Origin of the sequence: Flavobacterium calami (genome assembly GCF_038290035.1) — a bacterium.
GTDB classification, from domain to species: domain Bacteria; phylum Bacteroidota; class Bacteroidia; order Flavobacteriales; family Flavobacteriaceae; genus Flavobacterium; species Flavobacterium calami.
Map to the genome: position 1 here is coordinate 140,192 of NZ_JBBYHS010000011.1, position 16,212 is coordinate 156,403.

Sequence of the window (16,212 nt, forward strand, 5' to 3'; positions counted from 1 at the left end):
TTCAGATTAAATTCTTCTTCCTCCGCCTCTTGATTCAGAAGTATTTTCTCTTTGGGAATTACCTCCGCCTCTTGACTCCTGATTTCCTCTTGGCGATTCAGAACGTTGCGAAGCTTGTGGTCTTGCTGATCTGTTTTCAAAAGAGGGTCTGCTTTGTGCATAACTTCCTGAAGATTCTGTTCTTTGTCTTGATGCTCCTCTGTTTTCTGAGTTTCCTCTTGAAGAATTCATTCTAGATTCATTAGAATTTCCTCTGGATTCGTTTCTTGAATTGTTTTCTGTTCTTACCGGGCTATTAACTGTTGCAGAATTGTCTCTTCCTGAAGTCATTCTGTTTGTGTTGAAATTTCTTTCAGGTCTGTTTCTGTTTTCATTAGAATTACCTCTGGATTCATATCTCGGAGTATTGTTTTCAACTCTTACAGGGTTGTTTACTGCGCCTCCATTATTTCTTCCGGAAATTTCTCTGTTTGAGTTGTAGTTTCGGTCAGACATATTTCTGCTTTCATTATAGTTTCTGTTAGATGATCTGTTTTCAGCATAAACTCTTCCAGAATTTGATCTGTTATTATTGTAAACATTCTGGTTTCTGTTATAATCCCTGCTTGCTACACGTCTTTGGTCCAACTCATATCGGTTGTGAATATTTGCGTGTCTTTGAGAAAAACTATAATTAGGATGCTGTCTTTCGTAACCGTAGCAACGTCTTGTTTCGTATATTACCGGGGCTCTGTAACTTCTTCTGTAATTTACATAGTTGTAATGATTGTTTACATTAATACAAATATTGATATTGCTTCTATATCTGTAAATTGGGTAAGGTCTCCACGCTACATAATACGTTGGATAAAAGTTCCATGCCCATGTGGAACAATAAGGGCGATAGTTGGTAACCCAAAAAGAGGTATAGATAACAGGTGTTGTCTGATAAACGGGTTCATAAATATAATTAGCTCCGTATAAATAACTGTTTCCTACTACCTGAACACTTACTTTGTTGTAGTTATCTCTTTCAACATCGATAGTCGCAATATCCTGATAAACATCACGATCAAGAACTGACTGGATAACAATAACGTGAGTTCTGTTTTCTACAGTTTCGATAACTCGTAAATAATCTACCTGATCATCATTATTCAAATCAAGATTCGAGATTTGATATTTTGGTTCGTTTAAACGTCGTTCAAAATCCTGAAGGTTTGCTGACTCTCCGAAAATTGAAGCAACTGCTCTTAAATCTAAATTATCACTTATGTCTGAATTTTTTGCGTAAACAGTAGTTTGGTTTTGCGCCTGAAGCGAACTAAAACCTAATGTCAAAAGCCCTATAAAAAGTAGTCTGGTTTTCATGGCAAATTATTATTAAAAATTGATATTTTGAAATATCCAATTACTGTGCCAGAAAAAAAATAGAGCATTTCAGAATTCTTCATTATTAATTGTATTTTAGCAAAACCCAATTCTTATAAATATGAAAAAAACAGCTTTATTATTAGGTGTATTTATTCTTCTGGTTTCTTTTAAAGATTTAGAAATCAATACTAAAAAAACAATAAACGATGGTTTTGTATCAATGCAAATAGATACGCTGTTTCAGGACAGAATCAGTATCAGAGCCATTTTGATTGATAAAAATAAAATTTGGTACGGAGGAGATAAATCACGTTTTGGTTATTACGATTTAGATAAAAAGGAAAAATTTGAAGAGCGTATTTATCGTGATACTTTAAAATTAGAATTCAGAAGCATTGCTCAAAATTCAAAGAATATTTATTTATTAAGTGTTGGAAGTCCAGCGTTACTTTATCAGGTTTCAAAAAAAACTAAAAAAGTAAAATTAGTTTACAAAGAGGTTCATGAGAAAGCTTTTTATGACAGCATGCAATTCTGGAATGATCGGGAAGGAATTGCTGTTGGGGATCCTACCGAAGATACTTTTTCAATTATTATTACGAGAGACGGAGGAGAAACCTGGACAAAAGTTTTGTCTGAAAAATTACCTACAAATGCAAAAGGAGAAGCTGCTTTTGCTGCCAGTAATTCTAATATCGTAATAAAAGGAAATGATACCTGGATTGTTTCCGGAGGAAAGAAAGCAAGGGTTTTTTATTCTGCAGATAAGGGAAAGACGTGGAAAGTATTTAGTACGCCGATTGTTCAGGGAAAAGAAATGACAGGTATTTTTACAGCTGATTTTTATGACCTCAAACACGGATTTATAGCTGGAGGTGATTACGAAATTCCTAAACAAAATTCCGATAATAAAGCTATTACAAATGACGGAGGAAAAACCTGGGAGCTGATTGCCCAAAATCAGGGATTTGGATATGCTTCATGTGTGCAATATGTGCCGGGAAGCAATGCAAAAGAATTGGTTTGTGTGGGTGCCTTGGGGGTACAATATTCAAAAGATGGTGGTGTCAGTTGGACACAGCTGTCTGAAAATTCTAAATTTTTCACCATTCGTTTTTTGAATAAAAACACAGCAATTGCTGCAGGTTACAACATTTTAGCCCGAATTAATTTTAAATAAAAACAAAACCCCTAAATAATAAAGTAAGTATTATTATATAGGGGTTTTATCGCTGTTGTTCTGTGGTATTTTGCCTCTTAGGGCATTTTAGCGTGGTATTTGCTTTATGATTTCTTAGTTTTTGCCAGCTTTTTCTTTGTATTGTTTCAATAATTTTCTATTGAAATCATCCTCAGATTTTTTAAGCTTCAATATTTTTTTTGCAGAAAGAACTTTTTTAAGATTACTCATGTATTTTTCTCTTAAAAAATACAACTCTTTATCGGTGCTTTCTATTTGAGATAATAGCGTTGCTGCTTCTTTTTCTGAAAGCGAATTAACGTTCTCATCGTTCATTTTACGCAGGTATGTTTTCATTTTTTCATGGCGCAGTTCATATTGTTTGTCATCAAACGCATTGTAAATTGGCCAGAATTTCTCTGCTTCAGCTTGAGTAAGTTCTAATTCTGTTGTTAAAAAAGAAACTTTAAAAGCTTTTATTTTTTCTCGTTTTTCATCATTTTTTTCATTTTGTGCATAAAATGAAAAGCTAACTAAAAACAATAATATGGGTAGTATAATTTTAATTTTCATCTCTTTATTATTTTAATTTTATTCTGAAATTAAATTTTCAATATTCGGATTTGAAGACAAAACATCTTCTAAGGTTTCCTGCTCGAGTACAACATTTTGATTAATCTCTTCAATATCTTTTGTGTCCAGTTCCCTGATTAAATCATACTGATTTAAGTTAGACTGATATGATAAATACGTTTCTAAAGTAGCCTCGTCAAGTTCTTTTGATTTATTATAAGTGTTTATTATCGGAATCATTAGAGTGATAACAACTACAGCGGCAGCAAACATTGCAACAACCTCTTTACGTTTGTAAATCGGAATTATCTTTATTTCTTTTTTTTCTATTTGTTGCAAAACTTTTGCCGAAAAGTCATCAAAATAATGTTCCGGGGTTTTAAATCCGGTTTTTATTTTTGGTGTATTTTCTAATTTAAATTCTTTCATAATGTCTATAAGATATGTTTTATAACAAAAGGTTTAATTTGATGTAACATATATTTCGATTTTTTTTACCGCATGGTGATAAGAAGCCTTCAGTGCACCTACTGAAGTCCCCAGAATTTCCGAGATTTCTTCGTATTTTAATTCTTCGAAATATTTCATTTTAAAAACCAACTGTTGTTTTTCAGGCAAAGTAGCAATGGCTTTTTGAAGCTTTATTTGTATTTCATCGCCATTAAAATAAGTGTCGGCCTTTAAGTTATCAATTGTTTTATTTTGTAGGGCTTCAGATGTTAAGCCGTTTAATTTTGCTTTTTGGTTTAAAAAAGTCAATGCTTCATTGGTTGCAATTCGGTACATCCATGAAAAAAGTTTGCTTTCTCCTTTAAAATTTTTTAAATACTGAAATACCTTTACAAAGGTGTTTTGCAAAACATCGTCAGCATCATCGTGATTCAGGACAATGTTGCGAATGTGGGAATACAGGGGCTTTTGGTATTCTGACAAGAGTGTCTGAAACGCACTGTTCTGCGTTTTAGGATTTAATAATTGTGCTATAAATTCCTTCTCGTCTGTCAAGTTTTATTTGTTTATCTTGTTTGAATGAATTTATTACAAAAGGTTTAATCTTAAATGGTATTTTTTTTTAAAATTCAGATTCTTCTTCAGGGGTTGTAGTTGGAGGAGTAGTTTGTGCCGGTTTTTTAACAACAGGAGCTGAGGCAGAAGCAGGTTTGTAAACAGGTTTCTCAATAACTGGTTTTGCTTTAGGAACTAACGGATAGTAGAACTCTGTGATTAATTTTGAAGAGCTTTTAACATCCAGTTTGCCTGCAGTTAAAATTTCCAGATGCGACCAGGTTACATCCTGAACAAGTTTTTCCTTGTTAATGAAAGCTGTTGTTTTTGAAATCGCTTCGTTGCTGTGTGAATAATCTCCTCTCAACGTAGTTTTTACTGCTTCAAAACTTTTTAATTTTCCGGATAAGATATCGCTTCCGGCACTTGTCAAAATTTCTTTATTTATAGGTAAACAAATAGAAATTTTAGCCAAATTGGTTTTTGTATCATAATTATGGTAAATAATAAAAGGTTTACCATTGGTATATAGATTATTGGTTTTACTGAATTCAATCAGTTTAGGGATTACAACCCTTGCGTTTTTATTTACTTTTTGAATTTCACTTGTAAAAGTTTGCTTAATATAATAAGTCTCTGTTTTCCTGACAACTCCATTTACTTTTACGGCATAAGTTTTGGTTTCATAATCTAGGTTTTTGTCAATGTTGACAAGTGTTTTTTCATAAATTGTCCCGATTATTTTATCGGATCCGCCATTTAAAACCGTATAGATTTTAAATAAAAAACTCATCTCACCTTTTGCTTTCCAGGTAACTTTCGTTTTTCCGTTAAGTGTATCCTTAAAAATCCAGTGAACATCAGAATCAGTTCCGTCAAATTTTATTTTTTGATGAATGCTTTCTCCTTCTTTTGCTTCCAATGTGATTCCGCTTCCTTTTCCTTCACTGCTTTCCCATGAAAAAGAAGCTCCGTTTCCGGATGTTTTTTCAGGAAATGACATTTTTACCGTAGGATCTTCAATCGCCCAGGATTCAAAATCTTCAAAATTCCTAAAATCATTTACATAGTGATATACAGTAGCTCTGGGTGAATTGATCACCTTGCTTCTTTCAACAGTGAAAAGACCTTTTTGAGTGGCTACAAAAACGCTTAAAGCAACAAAACTTAGTAATAGTAGAAGAAATAGATATTTAAGGATTTTCATTGTGCGGATATTTGGTGTCGTAAAGTTATAAATTTATTACCTGTGTTACGAAGAACAAAAATAAAAATGCTTCTTTATTTTTTACAGCTCATAAGGGAATAATATAACAAAACGATTTAAAAAAGATTAACGTATGTTTATTTCTTAATTTACATTTTAAATATAGAAATAAATTTCTCATTTATCTTTTAAAAAAGAATTTGATTAAAAACAAAATCAGAATAAAAAGCAGAAAAGCGATTAAAACCTTATAGTTTCCTTTGTAAAAAATTTTATGCAATGCTAAATCTTTTCGGTAAGCAAAAATCATTACGATTACAAAAGCGATAAAAAAACAAACTGCAAATATTAATTGTCCCTGACTAAACATAATAAAAATTATTTTTGGCAAATTTAGACAATTGAATACGAATAGTTGTTAATTTGGTAGTCCATTTAATCAATAAAAACAATGAAAAAACAAATAGATGCTGTAAAAGAATTTCATACAGCTTTTAAGATAGGTCATAGCGAAACTCCGATTGCTGATTTAGGAGAAGCAAAAAAAATCCTTCGTTATAATTTAATGAAAGAAGAAAATGAAGAATACCTTGAAGCGGTTCAGAATAATGATTTGGTAGAAATAGCCGATGCTTTGGGGGATATGATGTATATTTTATGCGGTACTATTATCGAACATGGTCTTCAGGATAAAATCGAAGCTGTTTTTGATGAAATCCAGCGCAGCAATATGAGTAAATTAGGCGCAGACGGACAGCCGGTTTACCGTGAAGACGGAAAAGTGATGAAAGGGCCTAATTATTTTAAACCGGATTTTTCGAAATTATTTTAAATACAAATCCCTAATAAGTATTGAAATTTATTAGGGATTTGCTTTTTGGTGCTAATTATTCCGCATTTGGAATGTCTTCCAGGTTATAATAAACCTTTAGCCCTTTTTCTTTAGCAATTCTTACATCGTTGTCAGCTCCTTTTGATTCGCCTTCGAGACGAAGAACTGCGTCACATTTTTCAAGAAGCCGATGAGCAACCGGATATTGTATTTCATCCCAAACGCTGTCACCAATACGTTTGGAGCCAGCCAAATGAAGCAGCGGCAAAGCCAGCCATTCGCCAATTACAGGCATATGTCCTTTTCTGAATAAAGGAAGTGCTACTGCTTCTAATTTGTCTAAATTTTGTTGAATTAATTTTGGGTCATCATTTGTCCCGCCACGATAAGGTCCTGCAATAAGTATAAGCATATCTTTTATTTTTTACAAAGCACGTAAAGATATTAGAGTAAAAAAATAATGTAGTTTAAGAAAACGCCTATTTGTTTTTTTGGGCTCTTATCATACTTAAAAATTCAGGTGTAATTCCTAAATAGGAAGCTATCTGTTTTTGTTTGATCTGTTTAGCTATTTGAGGATACTTTTCTAGGAAAATATAGTAACGCTGTTCTGCAGTAAGTGAAAGATTTTGAATAATGCGTAACTGTTCTCTTATATACGCATTTTGCATAATAATTCTGAAAAAACGCTCAAATTTTGGAATCTTTAAATATAAATCATCCAAATCCTCTTTTTGCAGATGCAAAATAAGGCTGTCTTCAATCGCTTCAATGTTTAACATAGCTGGCTGTTGATTGACGAAGCAAGCCATGTCTGTAATCCACCAGTCAGAGATAGCAAACATAATAGTTGATTCTTTTCCTGTCGGATCTCTGTAAAATGCCCTTAAAGTTCCGGATTGTACAAAATTTATTGTTTTGCAAATTTCTCCCTCTTTTAAAATAATACTTCGTTTTGGATATTTTTTTTCCTTCAAAATCGAAAGAAAATAGGCTGTTTCATTCTCATCAAGGGAAATGTGTTTGGTAATGTTTTTTAAAACCAGGTTTTGCATCATTTTAAATGTGTTTTAGGGCAAAAATAAAATAGAAAACCCGACAACAATTAGTCGTCGGGTCTGTTCTTATATTAAATCTTAAGGCTATTGAACTTTTACGGTCCAGCCAAAAGTGTCTTCTGCAAGTTTGTTTTGAAGATTTGTTAGTTTTTCTTTTAAAAGAGAAGCGTATGAATTTTCAACAGGAGTCATTTCATAATAAACATCCTGATAAGAGAATCCTTTAATAACGCTAACAACCGCAGCAGTTCCTGCTCCAAAAATCTCTTTTAATGAACCATTTTTGGCAGCTTCAACCAGCTCAGAAACAATAACCGGACGAACTTCTACATTCAAACCTTCTTTTTCAGCCATAGCAATTAAACTTTTTCTGGTAATACCATCCAGAATTCTTTCGCTTGTCGGTGCTGTTAATAAGGTATCATTAATTCTAAAGAACACATTCATTGTACCGGCTTCTTCCAGTTTAGTGTGCGTTGCATCATCTGTCCAGATTACTTGTTGAAAACCGTCTTTGTTAGCCAGATTTGTAGGGTAAAATTGTGCAGCATAGTTTCCTGCAGCCTTTGCAGCCCCAATTCCTCCATTTGCTGCCCTGCTGTAATGCTCTGCAATAATTACTTTTACTTCACCAGCGTAGTATGATTTTGCAGGAGAAAGTAAAATCATAAATTTATATTCATCAGATGGATTAGCTACAACCCCAGGTCCTGTTGCAATCATAAAAGGACGAATGTACATGCTACTTCCGTTACCTCTCTGAATCCATTCTCTGTCAATTTTCAATAATTCATTCAAACCATCCATAAAAACCCATTCAGGAACTTCCGGCATCGCCATACGAACTGCTGAATTGTTAAAACGTTTGTAGTTTTCATCAGGTCTGAACAACCAAACATCATTATTGTCATCTTTGTAAGCTTTCATTCCTTCAAAAATTGCCTGACCATAATGAAAGACTTTAGAAGATGGATCCATTAAAATAGGAGCATACGGCTTAATGACCGGTGTTTGCCATTCTCCATTTTTAAAATCACATTCAAATAAATGGTCTGTAAACACAGCACCAAAGCTTAAGTTTTCAAAGTCTACACTACTAATTTTAGAAGAAGTGGCTTTTCTGATTTCAATTTTGCTTGCTTGAGTTGTACTCATAATAATGTAAGTTTTACGTAATTTTTATCATCAAAGAAGGTTTCTTAAAGTGATGATATGATATAAAATAGAATTTATTGAATGCAAAATTAAGTAAAAATATATAAAATCCTTGCTAAAAAAACACTAATTAGCTTGTTTGACTGCGATTTATTTATCTTGTAATAAACTTAAAATTTTAACTGGTTTTTATAAAGAATTTATGAAAAAACCTTGATTTTTTAAGGCTTTACGCATTTGTTTTGACTAAATTTGACATAAAACACAATCTTTGGTTTTGAAATCAGATTGTAAAATTCAAATTTTAATGAAAAGGGAAATTATTAAAACGTTAGATGGCTCAACTACAATTCATTTGGAGGAATGGGACGAATGTTATCATTCAAAACATGGTGCAATTCAGGAAGCAAAACATGTTTTTATAAAAAACGGACTTGATTTATTTGAAAGTAAACCGGTAAGTATTCTTGAAATTGGTTTCGGAACAGGTCTGAATGCTTTTATTACTTTTCTTAAAGCAAATGATTCCCGGCAAAATATTGATTATACAGGAGTAGAGGCTTATCCTGTCGATCCTGAGGAAGTTTTGGCTATGAATTATGTGTCTGAATTAGAGGCTTTTTCATTTGAAAATATATTCAAAAAAATGCATGAATGCGAATGGAATCAGAGGAATGAAATTACCTCTGATTTTTCATTAACCAAAAGAAAACAATTTTTTGATGAAATAAATGATTTTGAGATTTTTGATTTGATTTACTTTGATGCCTTTGGATATCGGGTGCAGCCGGAGTTATGGACTGTTGAGATTTTTCAGAAAATGTATAATAGTTTAAAACCAAATGGGGTTTTGGTTACATATGCTGCCCGTGGTGTTATTAAAAGGAATATGTTATCTGTCGGATTTACAGTTGAAAAGTTAGCGGGGCCTCCTGGAAAAAGAGAAATGTTCAGAGCGCACAAAAAGCTTTAAATGATTTATTTAGAATAATTCTATATTGATTTATCTTTATTAAGAAAACGTATTCGCTCTTAATGTTTTAAAAAAAATAAGTTAAAAAAATATTTTATGTATGATATTTGTTTAAATTTGGCTCGAGTTTAAAAATAGAGATAACCCCCCAAAATCTTATTTTATTATGTCAAAAATGATGTTTGATTACACGAAATCAATACTCGAAAGAGTGAGTTTCGATCCGGTGCTTTTTTGTAAAGAATTAGAAAAAGCTATCAAAACACTGTTACCTTACGAAATGGAACAATTGCAAGAATGGTTATTAAACTTCATAGTCGAAAAACCAGAATTAAAAGAATGTTTACTATTAGTTAAAGTATAAAAAACGAAAGACTGTCTAGAAAGGCAGTCTTTTTTTTTGTAAAGCTGTTTTGGTTTTAGCTGTTAAAAATCAATCTCAATATTTTGGGAGAGGAACTGTTTTCTTAAAAATGCAAATATTGTAATATTGAAAATTTAGACCACAAAAAAAGCCCTGAATTTCTTCAGGGCTTTAAATTTCTGGGTGGCTGACCGGGTTCGAACCGGCGACCCGCGGCACCACAAACCGCTACTCTAACCAGCTGAGCTACAACCACCATTTTTGCTTAGCGAGTGCAAATATATAACAAAGGTTTACTTTTACAAAGAAAAAAATGAAAAAAAATAATCTTTTTTATATCAAATCTTCTAAACTATTGACAGCCAAACATCTTTCAACTGTAAAACCTTCGGCAAAATCTTTGTTAACCAGCCTTCCTAAATCCTGAGCTCTGTAATTTAAGCTTTCCAAAAAGTTTTTACTTGTAATTGGTGTTGCAGGTTCTTTGGAGTCCGGGTCGTAAAATTGTGTTTTGTAAGCGAGGATTGCTTCTATCTTCTTTTCTTCAAATCCGGTAATATCAACCACAAAATCCGGTTCGATATTTTTCCACTGAATATAATGGTAGACAACTTTGGGTCTCCAGGCTTCCTGCTGCTCTCCGTCAATTGAAGTTTGAATTTTCATTAAACCTGATAAAAAACAGGAATCCGAAACTAATTTGCTTCCTTTTCCATGGTCGATATGACGATCGTCTATAGCATTGCATAAAACAATCTCAGGTTTGTATTTCCGAATCATTTTTATGACTTCTAGTTGATGTTTTTCATCATTGGTAAAAAAAGCATCACGCATAGCTAAATTTTCGCGCACAAGAACTCCTAAAATCTTTGCTGCGTCTTTTGCTTCCTGATCTCTGGTTTCTGCTGTTCCGCGAGTTCCCAGTTCACCACGGGTCAAATCAATAATTCCGACTTTTTTTCCCAGAGATACTTCTTTTAAAATTGTTCCGGCACAACCCAATTCTACATCGTCCGGATGAGCCCCGAAGGCTAATATGTCTAATTTCATAATTTTCAATGTCAATGTCAAAGATCAATATCAATTACAATTCTGAAACTTAAAATTGATCTTTTATCTGTTTTCTTTACTCTATTCTCGATTCTCTTTTTTAAATACTCTTTTCATCGTCATTGATTTATTGACGCTTTCTTCCCATTCTTTTTCAGGAATACTTTCTTTGGTTACACCACAGCCTATGTACAAAATGGCTTTGTTTTGCTGGATCTGCATGCAGCGTAAATTTACAAATAAATCAGAACTTACATTTGCTCCTGCAAAACTGCTGTTTAGTTCTCCAAGGAAACCGGTATAGAAAGTTCTGTCGTAATTTTCGTTTTCTAAAATAAAGGCTTTGGCTTTTTTCTTAGGTAAACCACAAACTGCGGGTGTTGGGTGAAGGGGATCAATAACTTCTTGCAAAGTCGAATTGTCTTTTAAAACCCCTGAAATATCTGTTTTTATATGCCAAATTGATCCGGCTTTGAAACTATAAGGTTCTGAAACCACAACTGAAGCTGTAAATTCACGAAGTCTTTTTACTATGAAATCGGTTACGTATTGCTGTTCGTCTTTTTCCTTTTGCTGCCAGACAATTTCAGTTTCAGAATTTGCTTTTTGGGTTCCGGCCAAAGCTGTTGTTTCAAAAATATTTCCGTTTGCTTTTAGCAATTGCTCTGGTGTAGCTCCCATCCAGAGGCCAATCTTTGGATGAAAAAAACAATAGCAAAAAGTAGCAGGATACAATTGAACCAAATGTTGAAATGTAGTCACAAAATCAAATTCAGTCAGCTCCACAACTTCACTCCTCGACAAAACTACCTTTTTAAATTCATCATTTTTAATTGCTTTAATTCCTTTTGAAACCAGATCTTCATATTGTTTTTTTGCTTCAGGATCCAAATTCAGATCATCGGTTTCAATCGATTCAAATGCGGTTTTCTCTTTATCAACATTAATAATTTCAGATTCACTTTCCGGAATTAAAATCAGTTGTTTTTCATCAAAAGAAGCAAAGACAAATCCTTTTTCGCTATAATCAGACACTTTATACAAAGTGTCATTTTGCTGTAAAACCCCAATAAGATTTGATGTGTTTGGTTTTGAATAAAGTACAAAGGGTAAGTTTTGGGCTTTATGTAATTTTATTTTAGAAAAGAAATTGTTCATGTTTATTATATGTTCTGACAAATGCATCTAAATAAGATCGTGTTTTAGTTCGCTAAAAGCTGAATCTGAAATTCCAGTAAATCTTTTTTCTTCTGAAAAAACGATTTTGACAAAACGATTTGATAATTAGACATTGCCTTAGATAATACATCTAAAACTTCATTTAGATATTCATTTTTGTTAAAATATTTCCAGTCCTCAGACAAATATTTGGTAAAAGATTCGCGGATATCCTCTGTAATCACGGTGTTGTAAATATTGCTGTTTAACATTTTTTCAACCTGAGCCTTGAATTTATTTTCTTCTTTTTTTAGTAATATCATATTTCTTTCGATAACCTCATAAGTGTTTACCTGATGCATAAACTCAGAAACATTAATCATTTTTACAAAAAAATCAATTTTAGTATCAAATTCTTTGTCCATTGTAAATAATTCAGAATAATGTTTTTTCAATTCTTCCCTTTTGTTCTGATTATTTGCTAATGTCAAAAAGTAGAAGTAGATCTGGTTGTCATTTTCTTCGATTTCTTTTTTGATCTTTTTCAGGTCAAGTTCTAATGAATTTATTAATTCTTGACAATTTTTAGAAAAAATCTTGTGGCCATCATATGAAAACGATTTTATTTTAAAATCTCCGCTTGCAATTTGATTTAAAGTTTTAATATCGTTTTCTAAAGCAATTGAGGTATATATTAAATCTACTGCCGAATTATGAAACAACTTATCTAAACTTTTGTCTGCGGGTTTAGTAATAAGGGTGTCAAAATCAATTAGGCCTGGATTTTTATTATCGTAATAATTGTTGAAAATTTTATGGAATGAATTAGAGAAGAAATCATTTTTATAATCATTTATAAATTCTTCATTTTTATTGAAAACAACTGTTTCAGAATAAGTGATTGCAGAAAATAGTTTGTTTGTAAATTTATTCTGTAACTCAATTCCGTCTTTAAATAGCCCAATTGCTAAAGAGTTGTTTTCATTAACTTCATTCACATTTAATTTTTCTAATTCTTTAATCCTGTCTTCTGTACTAGGATGCGTTCCCCATTTGTTTTCAATAACGAGTTTAGATTTATTATATCTGTTTAAAAAATCGGGGGTGAGTTGCGGCAAATCATTGTAAACTTCCAGATTATTTGTTTTGGCGAGGAAATTCATGACAAAGGATTGCTGTGAATAAATATTCTCTGTAGTAATAGAATGTTGAATTTTCTTTCCGTAATAATCTAAGACTTCGTTATAAGAATGATCTGCTAAATCCATTCGCAATAGCGAAGTGATTAATGGTTTTGAGCCTGTAACACTTGCAGCAACAGCATCTGCATGAAATTCCATTTGTCTGGACAAGGCATGATAACTAAGATTAACAACATTGTATACCTGCTGTAATATCCACTGAATTCCTTCAACAATTTTAATAGCAAGTGTAGTAAAAATCGCAAAATAACCATTAACGTTTCCCCAGCTTTGAGCAATAGCGCTATACGAATCATTATCGTAAAGCATATTATGGATAATTTGATTTACGTTATAAACATAACTTCCTACTTTCATACTTTTTTGAGAGAAATGTCCAAATTCATGTGCCAAAATAGCTTTAAGTTCTAATTCTGAAACTGAATTTACAAGTCCAACTCCAATTTGAAGATTTTTTTTTATAGGCAAAAACATGCTCCAAAATGTAGAATCATAAAAGACGCAAGCATTTACATCTCCGGATAAATAAACTTTTTTAGGAAAATCCGTTTGGACAACATTTACTATTTCGTCTATAAAAGCAAATAGTTTAGGTTCTTCTTCACGTTTTATTTCGATTAAATGAGAGCGGTCAATTTTATGTTTCACAAACATGAATTTGATAAGAAAAAATAGAACCAATCCTCCCATGCACAATAAACCAGCACCAATCATTATTGTTACAAACATTGGTTTTGCCATTATAATCATTAAACCGGCGTAACCGGCTAAAGCTGTAATTCCGACTCCACAGAGAATTAAGACGATGTAAACAATAAAGAAAAACAAAACAGAAAGAATCGCTTTTGTGGTCATCTTTTTGAATGTAGGAGAAACTGAAACGGTGTAATTTTGGGTCATTAATTTTTGAAATGTAAAATGTTAAACTTTCTTTTTATCCAAAACCATATTCGTCAGTTTACAAAGCGAAATCAGGTTTCCGGCTTCGTCTGTAATTTTGATTTCCCAAAGATGCAGGCTTCTGCCTTTGTGGATAATGCGGGCTGTTCCGAAAACAACTCCTTCACGAATGCTTTTTAAATGATTTGCCGATATTTCTATTCCGCGTACTTCCTGTTCTTTTGTGTTGATAAAAAAATGTGATGCAGCACTGCCGACACTTTCTGCCAGAGCTACTGATGCACCTCCGTGCAGTAATCCCATTGGCTGATGAACAGAAGGATTTACGGGCATTTTTGCGGTTAAAAAGTCTTCTCCGGCGTCGATATATTCTATTTTTAGCGTTTCCATTAATGTGTTTTTCGAAAACTCATTACAGTATGCTAAAATTTGTTCTTTTGTATAATTCATTAAAATTAGCTTTAAAATCGTAAAATTAAATAAAAGATGAGACACAATTTAGAAAATGCTATCCTAAAATTAAAAATCCCTTTTCGCATATAAGATTTTTGTTATTTTTACAGAAAAACAATTCAAATGCGTCATTATTTTGTACTCTTGATTTTCGGAATTCTTTTGGCTGCCACTTCATGCCGCACTGATTTTGACACGGTTGCCAGTTCCGGAGATTTGAAATTTTCAAAGGATACTGTTTATTTGGATACCGTTTTTAAAAATATCGGATCAAGCACCTATAACTTAAAAGTCTACAACCGGGGCAAAGACGATATTAACATTCCAATCATTCAGTTAAAAAACGGTTTAAATTCAAAATACAGAATGACCGTTGACGGAATGAACGGCAATAATGGAAAGATTTTCAACAATGTTACGCTTTTAGCCAAAGACAGTTTGTATATTTTTATTGAAACCACCGCTGATATTACAGATGCTGACCCTGTTGATTTTTTATATACCGATGAAATTCAGTTTGATAGCGGTACTAATCTTCAAAAAGTGGCTTTGGTAACCCTGATTCAGGACGCAGTTTTTTTATATCCAAAGCAAAATCCTGACGGAACCAAAGAAAAAATTGAAATTGACGGTAAAGAGGTAGACGGATTTTATCTGGATGAAAATGATGCTGAAAACGGTAATGAATTACTTTTTACCAATGACAAACCTTACGTGATTTACGGATACGCAGGAGTTCCAGAAAACAAAACGGTGACTTTTGAAGCCGGAGCGAGAGTACATTTTCATGATAATTCAGGGCTTTTTGTAAGTAACAAAGCTTCGCTTCAGATTAACGGAAATGTTTCAACTACTAAAAACTTAGAAAATGAAGTGATTTTCGAAGGAGATCGTTTAGAGCCTGAATATTCTGATGTTCCCGGACAATGGAATTCGGTTATTTTCGCTGATGGAAGCACAAACCATTCTATAAATCATCTTACTTTAAAGAATGCCAAAATTGGTCTGGACATACGAAATCAGGATGCCAGCACTTTTCAGATTAAAAACACACAGATTTACGATTGTTCTAATTACGGAATTCTGGCTCAAAATGCTAAAATTAACGGAGAGAATATCGTTATTAATTATGCCGGTTTAGCAGCTTTATCCTGCGTTTACGGAGGCGATTATAAATTTACTCACTGTACATTTAACAACACTTGGTCCGGCGGTCAACAATTCGCTGTTAATTTAAGCAACAAACTGGCTGGAGCAACACCGGAAACTAGTCCGCTGACTCAGGCTACTTTTAATAATTGTATCATTTATGGTTCAAATACCAACGAATTCAATTTAGACAAAAATACTGCTGCTGCTTTTGTTTTTCAGTTAAACAATTGTTTACTGAAATTCGGCAGCACATCAAATCCCGATTATCAATTCAGCACAGATACAGCGCATTATAACGCTATTATTTTAAACGAAAACCCGAAGTTTTTTAATCTCAACCTGAATAAACTTAATATTGATAATACTTCTGCCGCTTTCGCAAAAGGAAATCAGGCATATATAATTCCGTTGGATATTATTGGAAACACAAGAACTTCACCGCCGGATTTGGGTGCTTATCAAAGTAAAGATTTTCCGAAGTAATGGTTTTGCCACAAAGGCGCAAAGATTTTCTCTTTTTTGTCCAGACAAACAGAACATAAAATAACTTAGCATCTTAGGATTCTTCAGATAAAAAAAATATCGTAAGAAAATATA

18 protein-coding genes and 1 tRNA gene are annotated in these 16,212 nt (G+C 32.8%); 5 read left to right on the forward strand and 14 right to left on the reverse strand.

The genetic code is table 11. From position 1 onward, the window contains the following. Window positions 1-6 precede the first annotated feature (6 nt). Window positions 7-1,350, reverse strand: coding sequence for a hypothetical protein (locus tag AAEO57_RS11845; protein ID WP_341692835.1), 1,344 nt, complete (start codon window positions 1,348-1,350; stop codon window positions 7-9). A 121-nt stretch (window positions 1,351-1,471) separates the two neighbouring features. Here AAEO57_RS11845 and AAEO57_RS11850 point away from each other — a divergent pair, with 121 nt between their 5' ends. Then, window positions 1,472-2,533, forward strand: coding sequence for a WD40/YVTN/BNR-like repeat-containing protein (locus tag AAEO57_RS11850; RefSeq protein WP_341692837.1), 1,062 nt, complete (start codon window positions 1,472-1,474; stop codon window positions 2,531-2,533). Window positions 2,534-2,647: 114 nt separating this feature from the next. Here the strand turns inward: AAEO57_RS11850 and AAEO57_RS11855 are convergent, their stop codons facing one another. From AAEO57_RS11855 to AAEO57_RS11875, 5 genes are all read right to left on the reverse strand, one after another. Continuing rightward, window positions 2,648-3,106 (reverse strand): sensor of ECF-type sigma factor, encoded by a 459-nt coding sequence (locus AAEO57_RS11855; protein ID WP_341692839.1) that lies wholly within the window; start codon window positions 3,104-3,106, stop codon window positions 2,648-2,650. 18 nt (window positions 3,107-3,124) lie between these two features. Then, window positions 3,125-3,535 carry a hypothetical protein gene (locus AAEO57_RS11860; protein WP_341692841.1) on the reverse strand — a complete coding sequence of 137 codons (411 nt, stop codon included), beginning with the start codon at window positions 3,533-3,535 and terminating at the stop codon, window positions 3,125-3,127. Window positions 3,536-3,568: 33 nt separating this feature from the next. Next, window positions 3,569-4,111 carry an RNA polymerase sigma factor gene (locus tag AAEO57_RS11865; RefSeq protein ID WP_341692843.1) on the reverse strand — a complete coding sequence of 181 codons (543 nt, stop codon included), beginning with the start codon at window positions 4,109-4,111 and terminating at the stop codon, window positions 3,569-3,571. Between the two features lie 67 nt (window positions 4,112-4,178). Beyond that, on the reverse strand, window positions 4,179-5,318 hold the full coding sequence (locus AAEO57_RS11870; RefSeq protein ID WP_341692845.1) for an SRPBCC family protein: 1,140 nt from the start codon (window positions 5,316-5,318) through the stop codon (window positions 4,179-4,181). A gap of 181 nt (window positions 5,319-5,499) precedes the next feature. Then, entirely contained in the window at window positions 5,500-5,688 is a 189-nt protein-coding gene (locus tag AAEO57_RS11875) for a hypothetical protein (RefSeq protein ID WP_341692932.1), read from the reverse strand. An 81-nt stretch (window positions 5,689-5,769) separates the two neighbouring features. Here AAEO57_RS11875 and AAEO57_RS11880 point away from each other — a divergent pair, with 81 nt between their 5' ends. Further along, window positions 5,770-6,150: a pyrophosphohydrolase domain-containing protein gene (locus AAEO57_RS11880; protein WP_341692846.1), complete on the forward strand. Its 381-nt coding sequence runs from the start codon at window positions 5,770-5,772 to the stop codon at window positions 6,148-6,150. Window positions 6,151-6,205: 55 nt separating this feature from the next. Here AAEO57_RS11880 and AAEO57_RS11885 read toward each other — a convergent pair whose 3' ends face one another. The 3 genes from AAEO57_RS11885 to AAEO57_RS11895 all read right to left on the reverse strand — a co-directional run bounded on the left by AAEO57_RS11885 (window position 6,206) and on the right by AAEO57_RS11895 (window position 8,363). Further along, complete coding sequence (locus AAEO57_RS11885; protein WP_341692847.1) at window positions 6,206-6,562, reverse strand: DUF4406 domain-containing protein; 357 nt, start codon at window positions 6,560-6,562, stop codon at window positions 6,206-6,208. A gap of 67 nt (window positions 6,563-6,629) precedes the next feature. After that, window positions 6,630-7,208 (reverse strand): Crp/Fnr family transcriptional regulator, encoded by a 579-nt coding sequence (locus AAEO57_RS11890; RefSeq protein ID WP_341692848.1) that lies wholly within the window; start codon window positions 7,206-7,208, stop codon window positions 6,630-6,632. Window positions 7,209-7,292: 84 nt separating this feature from the next. Beyond that, the gene (locus tag AAEO57_RS11895; RefSeq protein ID WP_341692849.1) at window positions 7,293-8,363 is read right to left on the reverse strand and encodes a branched-chain amino acid aminotransferase; all 1,071 of its coding nucleotides are present in this window, start codon (window positions 8,361-8,363) and stop codon (window positions 7,293-7,295) included. Between the two features lie 307 nt (window positions 8,364-8,670). Between AAEO57_RS11895 and mnmC2 the strand changes: the two genes are divergently transcribed. Beyond that, a complete protein-coding gene (mnmC2, locus tag AAEO57_RS11900; RefSeq protein WP_341692850.1) occupies window positions 8,671-9,336 on the forward strand; it encodes a tRNA (5-methylaminomethyl-2-thiouridine)(34)-methyltransferase MnmC2 in 666 nt (221 codons plus the stop codon). Window positions 9,337-9,502: 166 nt separating this feature from the next. Further along, entirely contained in the window at window positions 9,503-9,700 is a 198-nt protein-coding gene (locus tag AAEO57_RS11905) for a hypothetical protein (RefSeq protein WP_031457182.1), read from the forward strand. Window positions 9,701-9,882: 182 nt separating this feature from the next. Here AAEO57_RS11905 and AAEO57_RS11910 read toward each other — a convergent pair. The 5 genes from AAEO57_RS11910 to AAEO57_RS11930 form a co-directional block, all read right to left on the reverse strand. Next, window positions 9,883-9,956: transfer RNA gene (locus AAEO57_RS11910), tRNA-His, on the reverse strand. Window positions 9,957-10,033: 77 nt separating this feature from the next. Beyond that, complete coding sequence (gene bshB1 / locus AAEO57_RS11915) at window positions 10,034-10,750, reverse strand: bacillithiol biosynthesis deacetylase BshB1 (RefSeq protein ID WP_341692856.1); 717 nt, start codon at window positions 10,748-10,750, stop codon at window positions 10,034-10,036. 81 nt (window positions 10,751-10,831) lie between these two features. Further along, window positions 10,832-11,908 (reverse strand): chorismate-binding protein, encoded by a 1,077-nt coding sequence (locus tag AAEO57_RS11920; protein WP_341692858.1) that lies wholly within the window; start codon window positions 11,906-11,908, stop codon window positions 10,832-10,834. 44 nt (window positions 11,909-11,952) lie between these two features. Then, window positions 11,953-14,010: a M48 family metallopeptidase gene (locus AAEO57_RS11925; protein WP_341692860.1), complete on the reverse strand. Its 2,058-nt coding sequence runs from the start codon at window positions 14,008-14,010 to the stop codon at window positions 11,953-11,955. Window positions 14,011-14,031: 21 nt separating this feature from the next. Beyond that, complete coding sequence (locus AAEO57_RS11930; RefSeq protein WP_341692862.1) at window positions 14,032-14,460, reverse strand: PaaI family thioesterase; 429 nt, start codon at window positions 14,458-14,460, stop codon at window positions 14,032-14,034. A 126-nt stretch (window positions 14,461-14,586) separates the two neighbouring features. On the opposite strand from AAEO57_RS11930, the gene AAEO57_RS11935 reads away from it, so the two are divergent. Next, entirely contained in the window at window positions 14,587-16,098 is a 1,512-nt protein-coding gene (locus AAEO57_RS11935; protein ID WP_341692864.1) for a hypothetical protein, read from the forward strand. Window positions 16,099-16,212 lie beyond the last annotated feature (114 nt).

Excerpts from the sequence above, each read along its gene's own strand:
- AAEO57_RS11845 (WP_341692835.1), bottom strand. The coding sequence starts at position 1,350 with ATGAAAACCAGACTACTTTTTATAGGGCTTTTGACATTAGGTTTTAGT.
- AAEO57_RS11850 (WP_341692837.1), top strand. The coding sequence starts at position 1,472 with ATGAAAAAAACAGCTTTATTATTAGGTGTATTTATTCTTCTGGTTTCT.
- AAEO57_RS11855 (WP_341692839.1), bottom strand. The coding sequence starts at position 3,106 with ATGAAAATTAAAATTATACTACCCATATTATTGTTTTTAGTTAGCTTT.
- AAEO57_RS11860 (WP_341692841.1), bottom strand. The coding sequence starts at position 3,535 with ATGAAAGAATTTAAATTAGAAAATACACCAAAAATAAAAACCGGATTT.
- AAEO57_RS11870 (WP_341692845.1), bottom strand. The coding sequence starts at position 5,318 with ATGAAAATCCTTAAATATCTATTTCTTCTACTATTACTAAGTTTTGTT.
- AAEO57_RS11875 (WP_341692932.1), bottom strand. The coding sequence starts at position 5,688 with ATGTTTAGTCAGGGACAATTAATATTTGCAGTTTGTTTTTTTATCGCT.
- AAEO57_RS11880 (WP_341692846.1), top strand. The coding sequence starts at position 5,770 with ATGAAAAAACAAATAGATGCTGTAAAAGAATTTCATACAGCTTTTAAG.
- AAEO57_RS11885 (WP_341692847.1), bottom strand. The coding sequence starts at position 6,562 with ATGCTTATACTTATTGCAGGACCTTATCGTGGCGGGACAAATGATGAC.
- AAEO57_RS11890 (WP_341692848.1), bottom strand. The coding sequence starts at position 7,208 with ATGATGCAAAACCTGGTTTTAAAAAACATTACCAAACACATTTCCCTT.
- AAEO57_RS11895 (WP_341692849.1), bottom strand. The coding sequence starts at position 8,363 with ATGAGTACAACTCAAGCAAGCAAAATTGAAATCAGAAAAGCCACTTCT.
- mnmC2 (WP_341692850.1), top strand. The coding sequence starts at position 8,671 with ATGAAAAGGGAAATTATTAAAACGTTAGATGGCTCAACTACAATTCAT.
- AAEO57_RS11905 (WP_031457182.1), top strand. The coding sequence starts at position 9,503 with ATGTCAAAAATGATGTTTGATTACACGAAATCAATACTCGAAAGAGTG.
- bshB1 (WP_341692856.1), bottom strand. The coding sequence starts at position 10,750 with ATGAAATTAGACATATTAGCCTTCGGGGCTCATCCGGACGATGTAGAA.
- AAEO57_RS11920 (WP_341692858.1), bottom strand. The coding sequence starts at position 11,908 with ATGAACAATTTCTTTTCTAAAATAAAATTACATAAAGCCCAAAACTTA.
- AAEO57_RS11925 (WP_341692860.1), bottom strand. The coding sequence starts at position 14,010 with ATGACCCAAAATTACACCGTTTCAGTTTCTCCTACATTCAAAAAGATG.
- AAEO57_RS11930 (WP_341692862.1), bottom strand. The coding sequence starts at position 14,460 with ATGAATTATACAAAAGAACAAATTTTAGCATACTGTAATGAGTTTTCG.
- AAEO57_RS11935 (WP_341692864.1), top strand. The coding sequence starts at position 14,587 with ATGCGTCATTATTTTGTACTCTTGATTTTCGGAATTCTTTTGGCTGCC.